Source organism: Leucobacter triazinivorans (assembly GCF_004208635.1).
Taxonomy (GTDB): domain Bacteria; phylum Actinomycetota; class Actinomycetes; order Actinomycetales; family Microbacteriaceae; genus Leucobacter; species Leucobacter triazinivorans.
In genome coordinates this window covers 846,855-864,181 of the sequence record NZ_CP035806.1, presented here as the reverse complement: position 1 = coordinate 864,181, position 17,327 = coordinate 846,855, and the positions used below count along the sequence as shown (strand labels likewise).

Annotated in this window: 19 protein-coding genes; 13 read left to right on the top strand and 6 right to left on the bottom strand. The window is 66.2% G+C overall.

What is annotated here, in order from left to right; genetic code table 11:
- Positions 1-146 precede the first annotated feature (146 nt).
- From EVS81_RS03955 to EVS81_RS03940, 4 genes are read left to right on the top strand one after another with little or no spacing between them, the layout of a single operon-like run.
- A complete protein-coding gene (locus EVS81_RS03955; RefSeq protein ID WP_165384181.1) occupies positions 147-1,127 on the top strand; it encodes an ABC transporter substrate-binding protein in 981 nt (326 codons plus the stop codon).
- A gap of 4 nt (positions 1,128-1,131) precedes the next feature.
- Positions 1,132-1,977: an ABC transporter ATP-binding protein gene (locus EVS81_RS03950; RefSeq protein WP_165384180.1), complete on the top strand. Its 846-nt coding sequence runs from the start codon at positions 1,132-1,134 to the stop codon at positions 1,975-1,977.
- Positions 1,974-2,738, top strand: a complete 765-nt coding sequence (locus tag EVS81_RS03945) for an ABC transporter permease (protein WP_165384179.1) — start codon at positions 1,974-1,976, stop codon at positions 2,736-2,738. Before EVS81_RS03950 ends, EVS81_RS03945 begins: the two co-directional genes overlap by 4 nt.
- Positions 2,735-3,517, top strand: a complete 783-nt coding sequence (locus EVS81_RS03940) for an ABC transporter permease (RefSeq protein ID WP_130109233.1) — start codon at positions 2,735-2,737, stop codon at positions 3,515-3,517. Before EVS81_RS03945 ends, EVS81_RS03940 begins: the two co-directional genes overlap by 4 nt.
- Before the next feature lie 23 nt (positions 3,518-3,540).
- Here EVS81_RS03940 and EVS81_RS03935 read toward each other — a convergent pair whose 3' ends face one another.
- From EVS81_RS03935 to dctP, 4 genes are read right to left on the bottom strand one after another with little or no spacing between them, the layout of a single operon-like run.
- Positions 3,541-5,202 carry a thiamine pyrophosphate-binding protein gene (locus EVS81_RS03935; protein WP_165384178.1) on the bottom strand — a complete coding sequence of 554 codons (1,662 nt, stop codon included), beginning with the start codon at positions 5,200-5,202 and terminating at the stop codon, positions 3,541-3,543.
- Positions 5,203-5,225: 23 nt separating this feature from the next.
- The gene (locus EVS81_RS03930; RefSeq protein WP_130109231.1) at positions 5,226-6,515 is read right to left on the bottom strand and encodes a TRAP transporter large permease; all 1,290 of its coding nucleotides are present in this window, start codon (positions 6,513-6,515) and stop codon (positions 5,226-5,228) included.
- Complete coding sequence (locus EVS81_RS03925; protein WP_165384177.1) at positions 6,512-7,018, bottom strand: TRAP transporter small permease; 507 nt, start codon at positions 7,016-7,018, stop codon at positions 6,512-6,514. Before EVS81_RS03925 ends, EVS81_RS03930 begins: the two co-directional genes overlap by 4 nt.
- An 8-nt stretch (positions 7,019-7,026) precedes the next feature.
- The gene (gene dctP, locus EVS81_RS03920; protein ID WP_130109229.1) at positions 7,027-8,058 is read right to left on the bottom strand and encodes a TRAP transporter substrate-binding protein DctP; all 1,032 of its coding nucleotides are present in this window, start codon (positions 8,056-8,058) and stop codon (positions 7,027-7,029) included.
- A 534-nt stretch (positions 8,059-8,592) separates the two neighbouring features.
- On the opposite strand from dctP, the gene EVS81_RS03915 reads away from it, so the two are divergent.
- Entirely contained in the window at positions 8,593-9,522 is a 930-nt protein-coding gene (locus EVS81_RS03915) for a LysR family transcriptional regulator (RefSeq protein ID WP_165384176.1), read from the top strand.
- Between the two features lie 4 nt (positions 9,523-9,526).
- Here EVS81_RS03915 and EVS81_RS03910 read toward each other — a convergent pair whose 3' ends face one another.
- A complete protein-coding gene (locus tag EVS81_RS03910) occupies positions 9,527-10,201 on the bottom strand; it encodes a GntR family transcriptional regulator (protein WP_130109227.1) in 675 nt (224 codons plus the stop codon).
- Positions 10,202-10,777: 576 nt separating this feature from the next.
- On the opposite strand from EVS81_RS03910, the gene EVS81_RS15750 reads away from it, so the two are divergent.
- The 4 genes from EVS81_RS15750 (at position 10,778) to EVS81_RS03890 (ending at position 14,177) form a co-directional block, all read left to right on the top strand.
- Positions 10,778-11,029, top strand: a complete 252-nt coding sequence (locus EVS81_RS15750) for a hypothetical protein (RefSeq protein WP_165384175.1) — start codon at positions 10,778-10,780, stop codon at positions 11,027-11,029.
- Entirely contained in the window at positions 11,029-11,877 is an 849-nt protein-coding gene (locus EVS81_RS03900; RefSeq protein WP_130109225.1) for a DODA-type extradiol aromatic ring-opening family dioxygenase, read from the top strand. The genes EVS81_RS15750 and EVS81_RS03900 overlap by 1 nt, the downstream gene beginning before the upstream one ends.
- Before the next feature lie 62 nt (positions 11,878-11,939).
- Positions 11,940-12,965 (top strand): dihydrodipicolinate synthase family protein, encoded by a 1,026-nt coding sequence (locus EVS81_RS03895; RefSeq protein WP_130109224.1) that lies wholly within the window; start codon positions 11,940-11,942, stop codon positions 12,963-12,965.
- Positions 12,966-13,010: 45 nt separating this feature from the next.
- Positions 13,011-14,177 carry an aromatic ring-hydroxylating oxygenase subunit alpha gene (locus EVS81_RS03890; RefSeq protein WP_130109223.1) on the top strand — a complete coding sequence of 389 codons (1,167 nt, stop codon included), beginning with the start codon at positions 13,011-13,013 and terminating at the stop codon, positions 14,175-14,177.
- Here EVS81_RS03890 and EVS81_RS03885 read toward each other — a convergent pair.
- A protein-coding gene (locus EVS81_RS03885) for an IS3 family transposase (protein WP_130109015.1) occupies positions 14,087-15,261 on the bottom strand; the annotation gives its coding sequence in 2 pieces (ribosomal slippage) (positions 14,087-14,982 and positions 14,982-15,261; 1,176 coding nt in all). The genes EVS81_RS03890 and EVS81_RS03885 overlap by 91 nt on opposite strands.
- 102 nt (positions 15,262-15,363) lie before the next feature.
- Here EVS81_RS03885 and EVS81_RS03880 point away from each other — a divergent pair.
- Genes EVS81_RS03880 through EVS81_RS03865 form a run of 4 tightly spaced genes read left to right on the top strand, consistent with a single transcriptional unit; the run spans position 15,364 to position 17,273 of the window.
- Positions 15,364-15,675: an SRPBCC family protein gene (locus EVS81_RS03880; protein ID WP_130109222.1), complete on the top strand. Its 312-nt coding sequence runs from the start codon at positions 15,364-15,366 to the stop codon at positions 15,673-15,675.
- 3 nt (positions 15,676-15,678) lie between these two features.
- The gene (locus tag EVS81_RS03875) at positions 15,679-16,203 is read left to right on the top strand and encodes an aromatic-ring-hydroxylating dioxygenase subunit beta (RefSeq protein WP_130109221.1); all 525 of its coding nucleotides are present in this window, start codon (positions 15,679-15,681) and stop codon (positions 16,201-16,203) included.
- Positions 16,204-16,215: 12 nt separating this feature from the next.
- Positions 16,216-16,494, top strand: a complete 279-nt coding sequence (locus tag EVS81_RS03870; RefSeq protein WP_205879383.1) for a hypothetical protein — start codon at positions 16,216-16,218, stop codon at positions 16,492-16,494.
- The gene (locus tag EVS81_RS03865) at positions 16,491-17,273 is read left to right on the top strand and encodes an SDR family NAD(P)-dependent oxidoreductase (RefSeq protein WP_130109220.1); all 783 of its coding nucleotides are present in this window, start codon (positions 16,491-16,493) and stop codon (positions 17,271-17,273) included. The genes EVS81_RS03870 and EVS81_RS03865 overlap by 4 nt, the downstream gene beginning before the upstream one ends.
- The last annotated feature ends 54 nt before the right edge of the window (positions 17,274-17,327 follow it).

Genomic DNA, 17,327 nt, shown 5'->3' with positions numbered 1-17,327 from the left:
GCAGGTCCGGTGGGACGGAAAATGCTGCGTACGACGCCGGAATTTCAACCCGCGCCGGCCTGGTTCTGAAGTTTCGCACATGAAACACTGTGGATGCGCTCGGTCGAGCGCACGGTTTGATATACCGCTCGATGAGGAGATCCACTGTGAATCACCGATTCCGCTATGTATTCGCCGCGGCCGGGACCGCCGCTGCCCTCGCCCTGACGGGGTGCGGGGGCGGGGGAGATGGCCCGGAAGCGGGCGAGCAGACGTCCGAGGTGCGCGTCGCGCTCATCGCGAACGCGAACAACCTTCCGCTGCTCGTCGCGGACGCGAACGGCTACTTCGTCGACGAGGGGCTCGAGGTGACGCTCGAGCCGGTGCAGAACCTCGGAGCGCTTGCGGGAGCGATGGGCAAGCAGTACGACCTGGGCTCGTCGACGATCGCAGACGTGATCCTGCAGCAGCAGCAGGGCCTCGACCTGGTGATCGCGACCGGCGTCGCCGAGGAGAGTGCGGACAATCCGACGGTCGGCGTTCTCGTGCCGGGCGACAGCCCGATCGAATCGGTCGAGGACCTCGAAGGCAAGACCATCGCGGCGGCCACCCTCGGAGGCAATCTCCACCCGTCCGTCGTGAATTGGCTCATCGGCGGCGGGGTCAGCGCCGATTCGGTGACGATCACCGAGATCCCGTTTCCGAACATGGCGGATCAGCTCGCGAACGGGCGCGTAGACGCCGTCGAATCCCTCGAGCCCTTCCGCGGTCAACTCCTCGCGAGCGGTGCTCGTGAGCTCGTGAACCCGCTCACGAGGATCTCGGACCCGGTGGCATTCGTCAGTCTCATGGCCACGGGGGAGTTCGTCGAGAACAACCCGGACGCACTCGCGAAGTTCACCAGCGCGCTCGAGCGGGCCGCCGAGTTCATCGCCGAGGACGAAGTCGCAGCGCGCGCCGTGCTCTCCGACAGCACTCAGCTGCCCGAGGAGGTCGTGAAATCGGTCACCCTGCCGACCTACACGACGAGCATCGATCCGGACGAGGTGGCGCTCTGGGCCAAGGTGCTCGAGGAGAACGGACAACTCCAGGGCTCGGCCTCGGACGTCGACCCGGCGAAGATCTATCCTGCCGGGAAGCAGGGCTGATCCGTTGACCGCTGAAGCCGATACTCTCGACGCGTACGATGAGGCTCCTGCGGAGGTCACGGGGGCGACCCTGTTCTCCGTGGAAGACGTCAGCGTCTCGTACCCCGCGAAGGCCGGTAGCACGACCGTGCTCGAGGGCGTGCGCTTGCGCGTCGACGCGGGGGAGATCCTGACGATCGTGGGCGGATCCGGCACCGGCAAATCCACGTTGCTGCGTCTGCTCGGTGGACTGGCCGCCCCCACGGGCGGTCTGGTACGGTACCGCGGAACCGAGGTGTCGGGGGCGCCCGAGGGCGTCGTGATGGTATTTCAGGACTACGTCAGCAGTCTGATGCCGTGGCGGACCGTTCGCGAGAACATCGAACTCGGATTGCTGTCTCAGTCGCTCACCAAGGAGCAACGGCGCGAGCGGGTCGAGCGGATGGTCGACCTGGTGAAGCTCTCGCACGCCGCCGATCGCTTTCCCTGGCAGCTCTCCGGGGGCATGCAGCAGCGTGTGCAGATCGCCCGGGCCATGGCGCTCGAACCGGACGTGCTGCTCATGGACGAGCCGTTCGGTGCGCTCGACGCGATCACGAGGGCGGAGCTCCAGGACGAGATCGCCCGCATCCAGTCCGTGCAGGGAACGAGCACCGTGTTCATCACGCACGACGTCGAAGAAGCGATCTACCTCGGTGATCGCGTGCTCGTGCTCGGAGGGTCGCCCGCGAAGGTCGAGGCCGAGTACGAGGTGCGCTTCGCTCGCCCGCGTGATCAGATCGCGACACGAGAGGACGAAGAATTCGTCAGGTTGCGCCATGAGGTGCACCGTGCCCTCGGCCATCCGAGCGAGTCAGAGGGATCGACGTGAGTGTCTGGCGCCGGATCAACCCGAGCGGCGTCCTGGTCATCGTCGGATTCGCGGTCGCATGGCAGCTGACCGTGTCGCTGCTCGCCCCCGGGCAGAGCACGGTGGCGGGACCGATCGATGTCGTCGCCGCTCTGGGCGATGACCGCGTGGTGCACGACCTGCTCGTCGCGACCGCGCACACTTCTCTCGCCGCACTCCTCGGGTGGACGCTCGCGCTCGTGTTCGGCGTGGGTGTCGGCGCTTGGATCGGATACTCGAAGGCGGCCTGGATTGCGTCCGCATCGTCCATCGACGTGCTGCGGGCGCTTCCGCCGGTGGCGCTCATCGCGCCTCTGGTGCTCATCTTCGGCTTCAGCATTTCGATGGAGGTCGCAGTGATCTTCTACGGCTGTCTCTGGCCGATACTCGTGAACACCGCTCTCGGCGTACGGCAGGTGCCGCGGCAGACGCACGAGGTATGCGCCACGCTCAGGCTGAAGCGGGCGCACACGCTCTTCAGGGTGACGCTGCCTTGGGCGGCACCGGTGATCCTCGTCGGTGCCAGGCTCGCGCTGTCACTCGCTGTCATCCTCGCCGTAGTCTCGGAGATGGTCGGCAACCCGGAGGGGCTCGGGTACCAGATCGTGTTCTCCCAGCAGGCGCTCAAGCCCGGAGCGCTCTACCTGTACATCGTGGTGGCCGGATTGCTCGCGCTCGCACTGAACGCGCTGCTGGTCGCGCTCGCGGGGAGACTGCGGCCCATTCGAAGGAGGACGGCATGACCGGAGTCGCGCGCGATCCCCGTTCCCCGCTGCGGCTGGCACTGATCGGCTTCACCCCGCTGATCGCGATCCTGCTGCTGTGGGAGGCCGTCGGTGCGATCGCGCCGAGTCCGCAGCTGCCGCCGCCGTCCTCCTGGTTCGTCGCTCTGGCCGCTCTCGGCCCGGGTCCGCTCGCTCTGGGGGCCGGGTCCACGCTTCTCACATTCGCCCTCGGCCTGCTGATCGCGATGGCGGTGGGGGCTGTGCTCGGGGTGCTCATCGGCGCATCGCCGCGGCTCGAGCGAGCGCTGACCCCGCTGCTCGAGTTCTTGCGCGCGTTGCCGGCCCCGGTCATCGTGCCGATCGCCGTGCTCGCCTGGGGAAGCGGGCTCACGACGAGTCTGGTCGCGGTGGCGTTCGCCGCGAGCTGGCCGGTACTCATGAACACCCTGCAAGCGGTGCAGGCACGGCCGGCGCAGTACTCGAGCGTGGCACGGACGCTGCAGCTGACGAAGACGCAGGAGATGGCGAAGATGCTGCTCCCGGCCGCCGTGCCCGGCATGCTCATCGGATATCGGGTGGCTGTTCCGCTCGCGCTCATCGTGACGATCCTGGTCGAGATGCTCACCTCGGCGCACGGGGTCGGCACCTTGCTGCTGACCGCGCAGCGTTCGTATCAGTCCGCGCAGTCGTTCGGGCTGCTTCTCGTCGCCGGCGTACTCGGATACGCACTCACACTGCTTGCGCAGAGGCTCGCGAATCGGGCTCTGCTGCGCTGGCCCCCGGAAGCGCGGGGCTGACCGCTGATCTCGCAGGCGGTGCCTCAGTGGCGCAGGAAATCCTGTTCGGCCCAGGGGCCCGACACGGAGGGATCGATGCGCATGTCGAGCACGAGCGGGCCGCGGGGATCCTCCATCCACGGCTTCACTCGCTCGAGCGCCTCGAGCGTCGTCACGGTGAGGCCGGTCGCGCCTGCTCCTGCGGCCGCGGCTGCGATGTCGACGGCAGGAAAGCGCACCTGATCGACGAACGGTTCGTCGGGGCCGAAGTGATGCACTTCGGCCCCATAGGCGGCGTCGTTGTATACCGCGACCAGGATCGGCAGCTGGAGACGAATCATCGTCTCCAGCTCCGAGATGGCCATCTGATATCCGCCGTCGCCCGTCGCCAGGACCGTGAGTCGGTCGGGCCGTGCGATCGCTGCCCCTACCGCGCTGCCCATGCCGAGTCCGATCGACTGGAATCCGGCGCTCGAGAAGATGAATCCGGACGGATCCGGGACCCGGATGCCGCGCACGGGCCAGCCGATGAAGTGTCCGCCGTCGACGACGAGGGTGCGCTGTTCGGGCAGCATGGTATCGAGCAGGACCGTAGCCGCATCGGCATCCACCCAACCGCTCACAGCCCGGGTCGTCCGCGTAGTCGGCGCGCCGGTCCGAGGTTCGGGGTCGCGGGACTCCGCACGAAGACGGAGCGCGGTGGATCTCGGCGTTTCGCCTCCGAGTCGATCCAGCAGTGCGCGCGCGGTCGCGTCAGCGTCTCCGTGCAGCAGCGTCTCGTGCGACACTCCGGCATCGATCGAGGTCGGGGAGGAGTCCACACGGATGATGCGCTGGTGAGCGGCGAACACCGATCCGCCGCGAGTGGTCCAGGAGGTGAGCGATGCCCCCACTGCGAGCAGCAGGTCCGCGGACTCCAACGTCTCGACGCCCTGCGGATCCGAGAACCCACCGCAGATCCCGCGGTCGCGGGGGTCGCCGGCGAACATGCCCAGCGCCATCGCGCTCGTCATCAGCGGTGCATTAAGCCTCTCGGCGAGCCGGGACAGCGTCGCCCCCGCACCGGAGAGCCAGGCTCCTCGGCCCGCCACGATGACCGGGCGAGTTGCGTGCCGCAGTTCGGCGACCGCCCGGTCGAGAGCGTCCGTCGCCGGCAGCGCGTGCGTCCGTTCGCGCGGTGCGGGGATGCCCGCGGGATCGAAGGCCACGCCTACTTCCTGCAGATCGATCGGCATGTTCAGGACGATCGGGCGCATCTCCTCGCGTGCGCGCTGATGCGCCCTGGCGGTGTCGGCGGCGGCCGTTTCCGGGCTGGTCAGCGTCTCGACGCCGGCTCCGACCGACACGGCGAGCGCCTCCTGGTTCACGAGGAAATTGGAGCGTCGCGCCGAGGCTGCCGCCGCGCCGGCGAGAACCACGAGAGGAACGCCGGACTTGGCGGCCTCGCCGAGGGCGGTCAGTGCGTTCGTCAGACCGGGACCCTGGTGCACGGTCACTGCTGCGATTCGCCCCGAGGCTCGGTGATGCGCATCTGCCATCGACACTGCGGCGCCCTCGTGGCGGGCCGCGATGAATCGGGCGCCACCGCCTCGAAGCGCCGAGGTCGCCTCGTAGTTGCCGCTGCCGACGACGCCATATACGGTATCGACGCCGCGCACCGCGAGGGTGCGCCCGACGATGTGAGCTACGGGGATCTCGGCGTGCATGGGATTCCTCTCCGAGTTCGGCGCTAGACCGCGAACAAGATGAGCGATGGCCAGATGATGAACGCGGCGATGGCGAGCGCGTATGGCAGATAGTAGGAGAGGCATCCCCGGAACACGTCGAGGATGCTCAGCTCCCGGTCGATGCCCGCGACGATGAACGCGTTCACGCCGACGGGTGGGGTCACCGCCCCGAAGGTGGTCACGAGGACGACGACGATGGTCGCCCAGATCAGGTTGTAGCCCAGAGTCTCGAGCAGCGGGTAGAACAGCGGAATGCTGAGTACGAGGAATCCGAGCCCGTCCATGAGCGCGCCGCCGACGAGATAGATTCCGAGCACGAGCAGGAGCACCACGACGGGCGCCACGGGGAGGTCGGCCGCCCAGCCGGCGAGTTCGAAGGGCAGCCTCGTCAGCGTCAGGAATCGTCCGAAGATCACCGCTGACACGATGAGCATGACCACGAACGCGGTGATGCGCAGTGTCTCGACGGTTGCGATCCGAAACTTCTCCCACGTGAGCTGCCGGGTGATGAGTCCGATGGCGACTGCGCCGAAGGCGCCCACACCCGCGGCCTCGGTCGGTGTGAACCAACCGACGAGCATGCCGATGACGGAGACACCGAAGAGGATCACGATCTCGACGGTCCCGTTCAGAGAGCGGAAGCGCTCGCCCCAGCCGTACTTCGGCCCGCGTGGCGCGAGCGAGGGCGTCAAGCCCGCCCGCAGAAATGCCGTGGCGACGAGTAGGGCGGTGACGACGAAGGCCGGGAAGAGCGAGGCACGGAACAGCGTCGCGATCGACTGCTCCGCCTGCACCGCGACGATGATGAGCGCGGTCGACGGCGGGATCAGGATGCCGAGGGTGCCTCCGATGGCGACGGTGCCGCTCGCGAAGCGCCGGTCGTAGCGGTACTTCTTCATCTCGGGCATCGCGATGGCGCCGATCGTCGCCGTTCCTGCGGAGTTCGAACCCGATACTGCAGAGAACATCGCGCTCGACACGAGCGTGGTCGCGGCGAGCCCGCCCGGGAGAGCGCCGAACCACTTGTAGGACGCGTCGAACAGCTTGGAGCTCATCCCCGTGTGGTAGACGATCTGCCCCATGAAGATGAAGAGCGGGACGACCGCCATGCTGAGCGTGCCGAACTGCCGGAAGACGTCGCCGGCGATGAGCTGCATCGACGCCTCTGCGCCGGTGAGCATGAACATGCCCAGGAGCCCGATTCCCGCCATCGCGAACGCGATCGGCATTCGGAGAGCGATCAGGAGGAACAGCAGAAGGATTCCGATGAGGGCGATGGTCTCGGGGTTCACCAGATCTCCTTCGTCCTGACCCCGGTGAGCAGCGAGGTGGCTCGGCGGGTGCCGTCGATGAGGAGCACGATCGCGAGCAGCGCGAACCCGAGGATGAGGGCGCTCAGCGCGGGCCAGGTGGGGACTCTCAGGATCTCGGAGGCAGCCGCCGCCGTGATCTGGAATCGTGCATATCGTGCGAGGGCCACCGCAACGACCGCGACCACGACGATCGAGAGCAGAGTCATTATGACGGCGAGTGCATCTTGCACGCGCTGCGAAAACTTCGACGTGAGGAGATCGATCGCGACGTGCTGCTTCTCCCGCTGGGAATCGCCGAGGCTCATACCGAGCATCACGACGGTGAGAGCGGTCAGGATCTCGTAGAGTCCGAGGATCTGAATGCCGAAGAAGCGCAGCACGACGTTGGAGACGAGGAGGAGGACGAGCAGGGTGAGGATGGAGCCCGAGAGCGCCAACGCCGCCAGCGTCGCCCCGCGAATCACGCGAGTGACGGTGTTCATCAGAAGGATCAACCGTTCTCGGCGGCAAGCTCGCGGGCTCGGTCGAGTACCGCCTGGGCGTCGAATGGTGCATCGGCATTCGCTTCGACCCACGCGGTCGCACGGTCCTCGAGGATGCTGTCCCATGCCGCGACGTCGGATGCGTCTACGTCTACCGTCTCGACCCCCTGCTCCTCGGCGTACGCCAGGGATGCCTCGATGCCCGCAGCGTGCTCCTCGGCGGCGAACTGCGACATCTCCTCTCGGAGATCGACGATGGCGTCCTGCACGTCCTCGGGCAGCGCGTCGAACTTCGCCTTGTCCATGACCGCGACGAAGCTGTTGCTGATCCCGATCGGGTAGTCGGTGATGTGGGTCACCGACTCCGCGAGGCCGAAGTCCTTCAGTACCTCGCGGGAAGAGGCGTAGCCGTCGATGACGCTCGTGTTGAGCTGTTCGCTGACCTCGTTCATCGGGAGCCCCACGGGACTGGTCCCGAGCTCCTCCAGCACCGGAATGGTCGCCGCGGTGCCTCGGAACGTGGTTCCCTGCAGGTCTGCGCGACGGGTGACGGGAGTCAGCGTCTGCAGGTAGGAGGCTTCAGTGGTGAACGCGGTGATGACCTCGTAGTCCTGGTACTCCTCCGGTGCGAACTCGGTGAGCAGGTCGAGGAACACGCGGGAGGAGACCGCCGGATCGGTGAGCCCGAGGGGGACGTTGATGACGGACGAGAGCGGGAAGCGGCTGGTGTCGTACGCGGGCGAGTCGAGGCCCACATCGACCACGCCCTGGCTCACGCCCTCGTAGATGTCGCCGGCACCGAGCAGGGTGCCTCCGACGAAGAGCTCGACCTCGACCTGACCGTCGGTCTTCGCATTCAGCTGGTCGGCCCACTCCTGCATCTGCACGGCGGGGAAGGATGCGGCAGGGGCGAAGAACGCGTAGGTGAGCTTGATCTCCCCTCCGCTGTCGCCGTCGGGGGATGAGCCTGCGCACCCGGTCAGTGCGAGCGCGCCGGATGCGATGAGCGCGAGGGCGGTGAGACGGCGTCGAGCGGACATGGCGTTCTCCTTCGAACTGTGTACCGGCACTGAGTACGACGCCGTCCGGTTCGCGGGGCGCTCCGGGATCTGCGGCGACGGGGGAGTACTGCGAACGGGCACGGGTCGTGCGCAAGGACATCGGAGGGTGACTCAGCGGCCGGAATTGATTGGGGGCCGAGGTCCTTGCACCGACCATAATCCAAAATGTCGACATTGAGGAGATATTTCCCTATGCGGAAGGAAAATTCGGCGTGTGATGACGCGAAAGCGATCATTCCGGATCCGGGCGCGCGTGCTGATGCAGCCGAGGAAATCACCGCTCAAGCGGCCTTTCATGCGCCGTTCTGCTCACGTCTTCGCTGATGCTCCCGATGCGCCGCTCGGCAGGCCTGGTACTCGATGAATGTCGACATTCGTGCGTTCCTGTGGCATGATAGCGCCCAGTGCGCCCCAGTCCACCGGGTGCAGAGAACATCGAGGTTCTGGAGATGCGCGGATCGCGCACTGATCCTCGGCTCGAGGTGGTCGGCAGTGCGGATCGGAGGACCCCGGTTGCTGAACTTCACGCTTCGGCAGATCGAGTACTTCCGTGCGGTAGCGCTGCAGGGGAGCATCAGCGCCGCGGCGGAGAAGGAGCGGGTCTCCCGCTCCGCGTTGGCGGCGGCGGTCTCGGACCTCGAGACCGCTCTCGGCTGTCAGCTGCTCACCCGCCAGAAGGCGAAGGGCGTCGTGCTCACGCCGTTCGGTGCGCAATTGCTCGAAATGAGCGGTGACGTCATCGATCGGGCGGAACGGATCGCGACCTCTCTGCAGGGGCGGGATCTTGCGGGGCGATTGGGGATCGGCTGTTTCACATCGCTCGGCCCGACCGTCGTGCCCGCGCTGTTCGACTTCTTCCGGAAGCGGCACCCCGATGTCACGCTGCAGTTGCACACGGGGCACGCGGATCGGCTCGTCGAGCTGTTGCGCACCGGCGAGATCGAGCTGGCGGTCGGCTACGGGCTGAGCTATGCGTCGGGGATCGAGACGGAAGAACTGTACATGGATCGCATGCACGTGATATTGCCGCACGGTCATCGGCTCGCATCACGTCCTCGCGTGCGGGCTGCGGACCTGCGCGACGAGACGCTCGTGCTGCTCGACGCCTCGCCGAGCCCGGAGAACGTCCGCAGCTACTTCGCGGGACAGGGCTTCCTTCCGAAGCCGGCGTTCCGTTTCCAGGACTACGAGGTCGTGCGGTCGCTCGTCGCGCGAGGCATCGGCTACTCGATCGTCATTCAGCGCCCGGCCTCCGAGCACTCCTATGAAGGCCTCGGAGTGGTCGCGCGCCCACTCGATCCGGTACCGTTCCCCACCCCGGTGTCCTGCGCCTGGCACGCCGGCCGAGCGTTGACGCCGCTTGCGCGCGGCGCGAGATCAGCCCTGCGTCTCCTCGCAAAGCCGCCGCATGAATCGTCCCTGTATCAGGACGGGGAGTCGTGAGCGGTCAGAGGCCGTGCTCGCGCGCTGCGAGTACGGGAAGTGTCGCTGCAGCGGAGGCCCGGATGTGTTCGATGCAGGCCGCCCTCGCCTCCGCGGGATCGCCGACGAGCACGGCGTCGACGATGTGCTGCAGGGCCTCGATGGTGGGCTGAGCGCGTTCTCGCATCGATAGCGATACGCGCCTGATCTGATTGATGCGGACGTGCAGCCGCTCGACGATCTCGTTCAGTTCGGTATTCCGAGCTCCCCGCAGCAGGTGCGCGTAGTAGATGTCGCTGGCGAGGAGTGCCTCCGTGATCTCGGAGTTCGTGATCGCCTCGCGCACTGCGACGAAGGATTCGGCGAATGCCTTCTTCTCGTCAGGTGTCCCGCGCACGGCGAAGAGTTCGCCGGCGAGCCCCTCGAGCACGCTGCGTACCTGGTAGATGTCGGCCGCCTCCGCATAGCTGAGCTCGCGGACGCGAGCGCCGCGGTTCTCGGTGAGTACAGTGATGCGTTCGGCCGCGAGGTGACGCAGCGCGTCGCGCACCGCGGTGCGGCCTGCACCGTACCGGAGGGTGAGCTCGCGCTCCACCAGCTTTGCGCCGGGCGCGTACTCCCCGCACGCGATGGCGCGCCTGAGTGCGTCGCGAAGATCCGAGGTGGATCCGCGGGTTCCTGCGGGCTCGGCGAGCGACATGGCGACGTGCCTCCTGACTGGACGAATCCTCTGGTGCACCGAGCATACCGAGTGCACGTCGAGTCGGCGCGCGGGGTGCACCACTTTGTCGACAATTGTGGGGATCTCGCGTTCGCTGCACGCGACATTCGGGGCGGGCGGGCGGGTTCATGGTGGCGTGACGCGGGGATCCTCTGCGTGCGCAGCGGGCCACTGCGGGGCACTGCTGCGGGCCATGCGCGTCGGAGCGGAGCATCGTCGTAGAACGAGCGTGATGTGCGTATTCGCGGGGGAAACCGAGCTGTCGGCAGTCGACGCGGCGGGGTGTTCCGCACCTTTCCTGGGTGGGGATTCCTCCGGCACCTGACGTCTTCTTCGGCATCGAATGACTGTTTTTCAGGAACTGCTCCACTTCTCCCGCAACGGCATTGCCTTTTGTCGACATTTGTACCTATGCTGACTGCACTGCTCGAAAGTCTCGCGGTCCAGGACGGTTCGATCCGCACGTCTCGAGCTCGCGCAGTTCGCACTCCGGCCGGGCCGGCGGCGATGCACTGGCGCCGCGCAGCGCCTGAACTGAGGAAGGAGGAGGTCCAGATGTACAGCCTGCACCAACTGCTGTGGGACATCCGCAAGGATCCCGCTCTCGCAGCACGGTTTCGCACGAATCCGTACCCGATTCTCGACGAGTACGGGGTGGAGGGGGAAGCCCGGTACGCGATGCTCGAGCTCGACTTCAAGAAGCTCCACGAGATCGGGGCGAACCCCTATCTGATCTACTTCTGCGCCATCCAGCTGAAAGTCGATCGCGCGGCATATTACGCGCAGATCCGTGAGGAGGAGAACTGATGGGCAAGATCGTAGGCGCATTCACCGGATCGCATTCCCCCGGCGTGACCGGCTGGCCCGAGCGGGCGGAGCAGGCGAAGCGCGAAGCCATCGAGGGTGCGTTCGCCGAGGCGCGGCGCCGCATCGACGCGCTCCGGCCCGACGCCATCATCGGCATCTCGGTCGAGCACTTCACCAACTTCAATTTCGGCAATCTGCCGGCCTTCGCGATCTCGACTGCCGACTCGCACCTCGGGCCGGTCACCCCGGAGATGGCCGAGTTTCTGAACGTGGAGCAGCACCAGTACCCGGGCAACGGCGCGTTGGGCCGCCACGTCTACGAGTTCGCGATCGCCAACGAGTTCGATCCGGCCCTCGTCGAGGGCGGCATGGCGTTCGACGAGAACTTCTGCGTGCCGTTCAAGCACTTCGACCCCGACTCGAAGTATCCGCTCGTGCCGATCATCGTCAACGGCGTCAACCCGCCGTGGCCCACGGCCAAGCGCAGCTATGAGTTCGGCGAGATGATCCGCCGCGCGGTCGAGGCGCAGGACGAGGTCGAGCGCGTCGTCGTCATCGGCACCGGTGGCCTGTCCCACTGGGTCGGCTTGCCCGAGTCGGGCACGGTCAACGAGGAGTTCGACCGCGATTTCATCGCCCGCATCGAAAGCGGCGATCCCGAACAGCTCAAGAGCTACTCGCCGGCCGAGATCGACGCCGCCGGCAACGGCGCGCACGAGGTGCGCACGTGGATCGCGGCGGCCGGCGCGATCGGAGCGCCGTTCGAGGTGCTCGCCTACGAGCCGGTTCCCGAGTGGCTGACCGGTACCGCCGTCGCCGCTGCGACTCCCGGCTTCGAAGGCCGATAGACCACCCCCCATTCGGCGCCGCACCCGCAGCCGTCGAACATCGACAAGGAGAACCACACACTATGAGCAAGCTTCCCAAGGTCACCGGCCGCGACATGCGCGGTGTCATGTCCTACCCGCCCACCCCCGCCCTGCCCGGCTCCGATCAGGTCGAAGCGCAGAACACGGTCGATCTCGCCGAGACCGAGCGCATGATCACGCAGCTGATGCGCGACGGCGTCGACGCGATCGCGCTCAACGGCACCCTCGGCGAGATGGCCACGCTGACGCTCGACGAGTGGAAGGCCTTCGCCGAGTGCGCCGTGCAGACGGCCCACTCGATCGATCCCGACTTCCCGATCTTCGTCGGTGCGACGACGCTGAGCACCCGCGAGACGGTATCGCGCATGCGCTTCCTGTCCGAGCTCGGCGCCACCGGAACCCTGCTGGGCCGACCGATGTGGGGGGAGATGGTGGCCCCGGTCATGGAGAAGTTCTACCGCGATGTCGCCGAGGCGGTTCCCGAGATGGCGATCGTGGTGTACGACAACACCGCGGCGTTCGGCGGCATCATCCCCCGCTCGGTGTATCGCACGCTGGTGCAACTGCCCCAGGTCGTCGCGGTGAAGTACGCGGGCGGCGCCTCGGTGGGGTTCCGCTACCACAACGACATGGCCCACACCGGCACGAAGTTTCCGCTCATGCCCATCGAGACCGACTGGTTCCCCGCGTGGGAGATGTACGGCGAGGAGCTCGTCGGCATGGCTTGGTCGTCGACCACGGCCATGGGCCCGGATCCCGTGCTGCACCTGCGCGACGCGCTGCAGCAGGGCCGCACCGAGGACGCGCGCTGGTTGACGGAGCGGCTGCGCTGGGCGCACGAGCCGTTCATCGTCGGCCAGGACTTCTTCGAGTTCGCCAAGTACAACATTCCGCTCGAGAAGATCCGTGTCAACCAGGCAGGGTACATCCACGTGGGTCAGAGCCGCGTGCCCTACACCGAGGACCTCGTGCCGCAGGTGCACTGGGACACCACCACTCAGCACGTCGAGCGGTACAAGCAGATCAGCGCCGAGATCGAAGCGCGTCTGGGCGCGCGCGACAAGTAGCCGTTCGCATCACCATCACCACATAGAGGAAGTCGGCAGGCAATCATGACAACGGAGTCCATACCCGAGAGCCCGACCCCATGGACCACCGAGCTGCGACCCACCCGCCCCAAGCGGTCGAAGGTCGCCTCGGAGGACGTGGTGGCGCGCCTCCGCGAGATTCGCAGTGATCTCGCGGAGGGGCGATTCCCGGCTCACGTGTTCAACGATCAAGAGATCTTCGATCTCGAGCAGGAGCACCTCTTCGGCAAGGCGTGGAGCTTCCTGGCGCACGAGACGGAGATCCCGAAACCCGGTGACTACGTCACCCGCTACATCGGCAACAACAACCTGATCGTCGCCCGCGACGAGCACGGTGAGATCCACGCGAATCTCAACATGTGCCGCCACCGGGGGAACATGATGTGCAAGTCGGAGATGGGGAACGCCTCACACTTCCGCTGCTCGTACCATGGATGGGTGTACAAGAACTCCGGCCAGTTGATCGGCGTTCCGTACATGGCCGAGGGGTACGAAGGCCGACTGAAACGGAAGGACTGGAGCCTGGTCCCGGCTCGCGTCGACAGCTATGCGGGCCTGGTCTTCGGTACCTTCGATCCCGATGCCCCGTCACTCGACGAGTACCTGGGCGGGTTCCAGTTCTACCTCGACCTCTATCTGAAGCAGGGCGTGGCGGGCAGCGAGGTGCACGGACCGCCCGATCATTGGATCACCGAGACGGACTGGAAGATCGCAGCGGAGAACTTCGCGGGTGACGGGTACCACACGCCCGTTGCGCATCAGTTCGGCTTCAACCTGGGCTATTTCCCCTCGTCGGGATCCACGCACAGCCAGGGCTGGGCCGCGAGCATCCCCGGAAAGGGACACGGAATCGGGCTCGGCCACACGCCGGGGTTCACCCCCTTCGCCGGCTTCCCGGAGGAGCTCACGGAAGAGATGAGGCGGAGCTTCTCGCCCGAGCAGATCGAGGTCTTCAGCAACACTCGGACCGCGGTCGGCACCGTGTTCCCGAACCTCTCGTTCCTGATGCAGCCCTTCAGCCTCACCCCGGGTGGCGAAGGCGTGCGGTTCGTCACGATGCGCCTGGGTCTGATGTCGGTTATGTTGACTCGGGTTTCTCTTCACGCCGCGAGTGCGACGCTGCCTACATTAACAACTTCAAACTCCACTGGGGTAAGTCTCCCTAGCCTGCGCTGGCGACGCTTCCGGTGATACTTCCCCTCAACCCAAGAAACAATCGCCAAACGAAGCTCTTCCCGGGTCTCCCACACCTTCCGATCTAGAACATTCTTCTGCAAAAGCGAGAAGAAACTTTCCATCGCCGCGTTATCCCCAGCAGCACCCACGCGCCCCATCGAGCCCTGCAACTGGTGCCGACGTAACGCCGATTGGAAGCTCTGGGAACGAAATTGACCGCCTCTGTCTGAGTGCACCACCGTCCCGACCGGACGACCGCGCTGCATGACCGCGTTCTCAAGCGCCCCCACCGCAAGCGATGCCTGCATGCGTGGCCCGATTGAGTAGCCGACGACTTTGTTAGACCAGACGTCTTTCACCGCGCACATGTACAGGCGACCCTCGTTCGTCCATTGCTCTGTAATGTCGGTCAACCACAACCGGTTCGGGCCCTGGGCGGTGAACTGGCGCTCGACGAGATCGTCACCCACCGGAGCACCAGCACGACTGGCACGGCCCTTCCGCTTCGTGATCACTGATCGAATGCCTGCCTGTTTGCACAGCCGCCACACACGCCGTTCAGTGACGGCATAGCCGAGGCCCTGCATCTCGTCAGCGAGGAACCGGTACCCAAACTCGGGATCTTCAGCATGAAGCGTACGCAGCACCCCGATGAGATGCCGATCATCAGCTTCGCGTTTCGAAACTGGCTGCTTTACCCACTGGTAGTACGCCTGTTTCGAAAACCCGAGTACCCGACACGCCACCACGACAGGCACCCGGATCGGGGCGTCCTTCGCGGCCAGTTCTTGGACGAGCGGGAACACTATTTTGGGGGCGTGATATGAATCTGCGACAAATACGCTGCTGCCCGCCTAAGCACTTCGTTCTCCTGCTCGAGGAGCCTATTGCGGCGTATCAACTCACGAATCTGCGCATCCTCCGCCGCGGTCACGTCTTTCGTCACGGGTAGGCCAGCATCACGCCGTTCAGCATCAGCCACCCATTTCGACAGCGCCGACTTTGAGACTCCAAGATCTCGTCCGACTTCTCGTTGTGTCGCACCCTGCCGCACTAACGCGACCGCGTCTTTTTTGAACTCCTCCGAGTATTTCGCCATGGTTCTATCCTCCCAGCCAGCACGTTCAGAACTGGCGGACAAGAGTCAACCAAACCGACATCAGACCCCCTGTACCACCCGATCGGACCGGGAAGGACTGAGATGTACTCGTGGTGCCTGGTCCCCAAGGACGCCTCCGACGAATACAAGGAGGCCGCGTACCAGGCCTACACGCTGGCATTCGCTCAGGCGGGCACCTTCGAGCAGGACGACCTCGAGAACTGGGCGCGCGTCACGCGCATGGCGAAGTCGTCGGCGGCGAAGGATCTCCGCTTTCCCTACATGATGGGCCTCGAAGCCGAGCGGGATCACGATTTCCCGGGTCCCGGCCACGTGGTGAAGCCCTATGTCAACGACTCCAACTTCCGCAACCTCTGGACGCGTTGGGCGGACTACCTGCTCGGAGAGGCCTGAACCATGAACGCAACAGCGCTGAGCCCCGTCGACCGGCATGTGCAGCTCGACATCCGCGAGTTCATGGAGCGGGAGGTCCACGCACTCGACGAGCGCCGCTTCCGCGACTGGCTGGAGTTCCTCGCGGACGACATCACCTACGACGTGCCGCTGCGGGTCGTCCGGGAAGACCTCGCCGAATGGGAGCTGTCTCCCAACGGTCGGATCTTCCAAGACACCAAGGACACGCTCGAAGTGCGCGTGCGGCGTCTGGAGACGGACTTCTCCTGGGCGGAGCAGCCCCCTTCGCGCACGAGGCACTTCATCACGGGCGTGCTGGTCGACCCGACAGAGGTGGACGGCGAGTTCGCAGTCAGTTCCTCCTGTCTCATTTACCGGAGCCGCGGCGACAGCATCGACCCCAACTTCGTTTCGGTGGCCCGCAAGGACCTGGTCCGCCGGGTAGGCGAGAGCTTTCAGATCGCGCGCCGCTGGGCGGCGATCGACCAGGCGGTCATCAACGCCCACAACCTGTCCATCTTCATCTGAGGGAGGGAGAACATGTCTGAATCATCAGCACAGCCCAGGGCCGAGAACCCGGACGAGGGCGAAGCCCTGGAGTTCCCGCGCGACGGGGGCAATGAAGGCCCCATCGTCATCGCCAACGAGTTCGCGGATGTCGTCGTCCGCAAGGTAGAGACGCGCAACGGCGTGCGGCTCGAGCTCTGGTCCCCGCGGCGGGGCACGTGCGTGCGCTACGACGCCGTCGCTCTCGACGCCCTGAGCTACCAGGAGCCCGAGTTCATCACCGACCTGCTGAGCCGGACGCCGGGCGCATGAGCGGCTCGCTCTCAGGGATGCACGTCCTCGTGACGGGCGGCGGGTCGGGTATCGCGCGGGCCGCGGCCGAGCGCTATCACCGCGAGGGTGCGGTCGTCACCGTGCTCAATCGCTCCCGGGCGGGGGCAGACGCCGTGCGTGCGACCTCCGGAGGCGGCATCCACGCGATCGTGGGTGACGCGACCGATCCCGAGGCCCTCCGCCGGGCGATTTCGGAGGCGGTGGACACGGAAGGGCGGCTGCACCATCTGACCTGCGGGGTCGGGGTGTTCGACGGATACGCGCGCGTGAGCGAGCTCAGCGCCGAAGCGCTGATGGTCGCCGCCGAGGAGAGCTGGCGCGTGAACGTGCGCTCGACGCTGCTCGCGGTCAACCTCGCCGCTCCGGCTCTCCGCGCTGCGCGCGGCTCCATTACGCTCACGCTCTCCGAGTCGGCGTTCAATGCGATCGGGGGAGGAGCGCTCTACGGCAGTTCCAAGTGGGCGCTCCGCGGGATCGTGGACCATCTCTCGGCCGAACTCGCCCCTGAGATCCGTGTCAACGGCGTGGCCCCGGGCGGCACCGGGGGCACTCGCTTCGGCGGCCTGCAGTCGATCGGGCAGACGGCGACCGCGGATCAGGTCGACGGGCGCGATGAGCGGATCGCGGCGCAGACGCTCCTCGGCGTCACGGCAATGCCCGCGGACCACAGCGGCGCATACCGCTTTCTCGCGGATCCGGTCGATGCCCGTGTCATCACGGGCGTCGTGATCCGGAGCGACGGCGGAAGGCGCCTGTAGCCCGCCGCCCGAACTCGGCGGCGCCCCCGGAGCGGGCGCCGCCCGACGACTCAT

What these genes read in the sequence shown, in the direction of transcription:
- EVS81_RS03940 (WP_130109233.1), top strand. Translation starts at nt 2,735, where the DNA reads ATGACCGGAGTCGCGCGCGATCCCCGTTCCCCGCTGCGGCTGGCACTG.
- EVS81_RS03935 (WP_165384178.1), bottom strand. Translation starts at nt 5,202, where the DNA reads ATGCACGCCGAGATCCCCGTAGCTCACATCGTCGGGCGCACCCTCGCG.
- EVS81_RS03925 (WP_165384177.1), bottom strand. Translation starts at nt 7,018, where the DNA reads ATGAACACCGTCACTCGCGTGATTCGCGGGGCGACGCTGGCGGCGTTG.
- dctP (WP_130109229.1), bottom strand. Translation starts at nt 8,058, where the DNA reads ATGTCCGCTCGACGCCGTCTCACCGCCCTCGCGCTCATCGCATCCGGC.
- EVS81_RS03910 (WP_130109227.1), bottom strand. Translation starts at nt 10,201, where the DNA reads ATGTCGCTCGCCGAGCCCGCAGGAACCCGCGGATCCACCTCGGATCTT.
- EVS81_RS15750 (WP_165384175.1), top strand. Translation starts at nt 10,778, where the DNA reads ATGTACAGCCTGCACCAACTGCTGTGGGACATCCGCAAGGATCCCGCT.
- EVS81_RS03900 (WP_130109225.1), top strand. Translation starts at nt 11,029, where the DNA reads ATGGGCAAGATCGTAGGCGCATTCACCGGATCGCATTCCCCCGGCGTG.
- EVS81_RS03895 (WP_130109224.1), top strand. Translation starts at nt 11,940, where the DNA reads ATGAGCAAGCTTCCCAAGGTCACCGGCCGCGACATGCGCGGTGTCATG.
- EVS81_RS03890 (WP_130109223.1), top strand. Translation starts at nt 13,011, where the DNA reads ATGACAACGGAGTCCATACCCGAGAGCCCGACCCCATGGACCACCGAG.
- EVS81_RS03880 (WP_130109222.1), top strand. Translation starts at nt 15,364, where the DNA reads ATGTACTCGTGGTGCCTGGTCCCCAAGGACGCCTCCGACGAATACAAG.
- EVS81_RS03875 (WP_130109221.1), top strand. Translation starts at nt 15,679, where the DNA reads ATGAACGCAACAGCGCTGAGCCCCGTCGACCGGCATGTGCAGCTCGAC.
- EVS81_RS03870 (WP_205879383.1), top strand. Translation starts at nt 16,216, where the DNA reads ATGTCTGAATCATCAGCACAGCCCAGGGCCGAGAACCCGGACGAGGGC.
- EVS81_RS03865 (WP_130109220.1), top strand. Translation starts at nt 16,491, where the DNA reads ATGAGCGGCTCGCTCTCAGGGATGCACGTCCTCGTGACGGGCGGCGGG.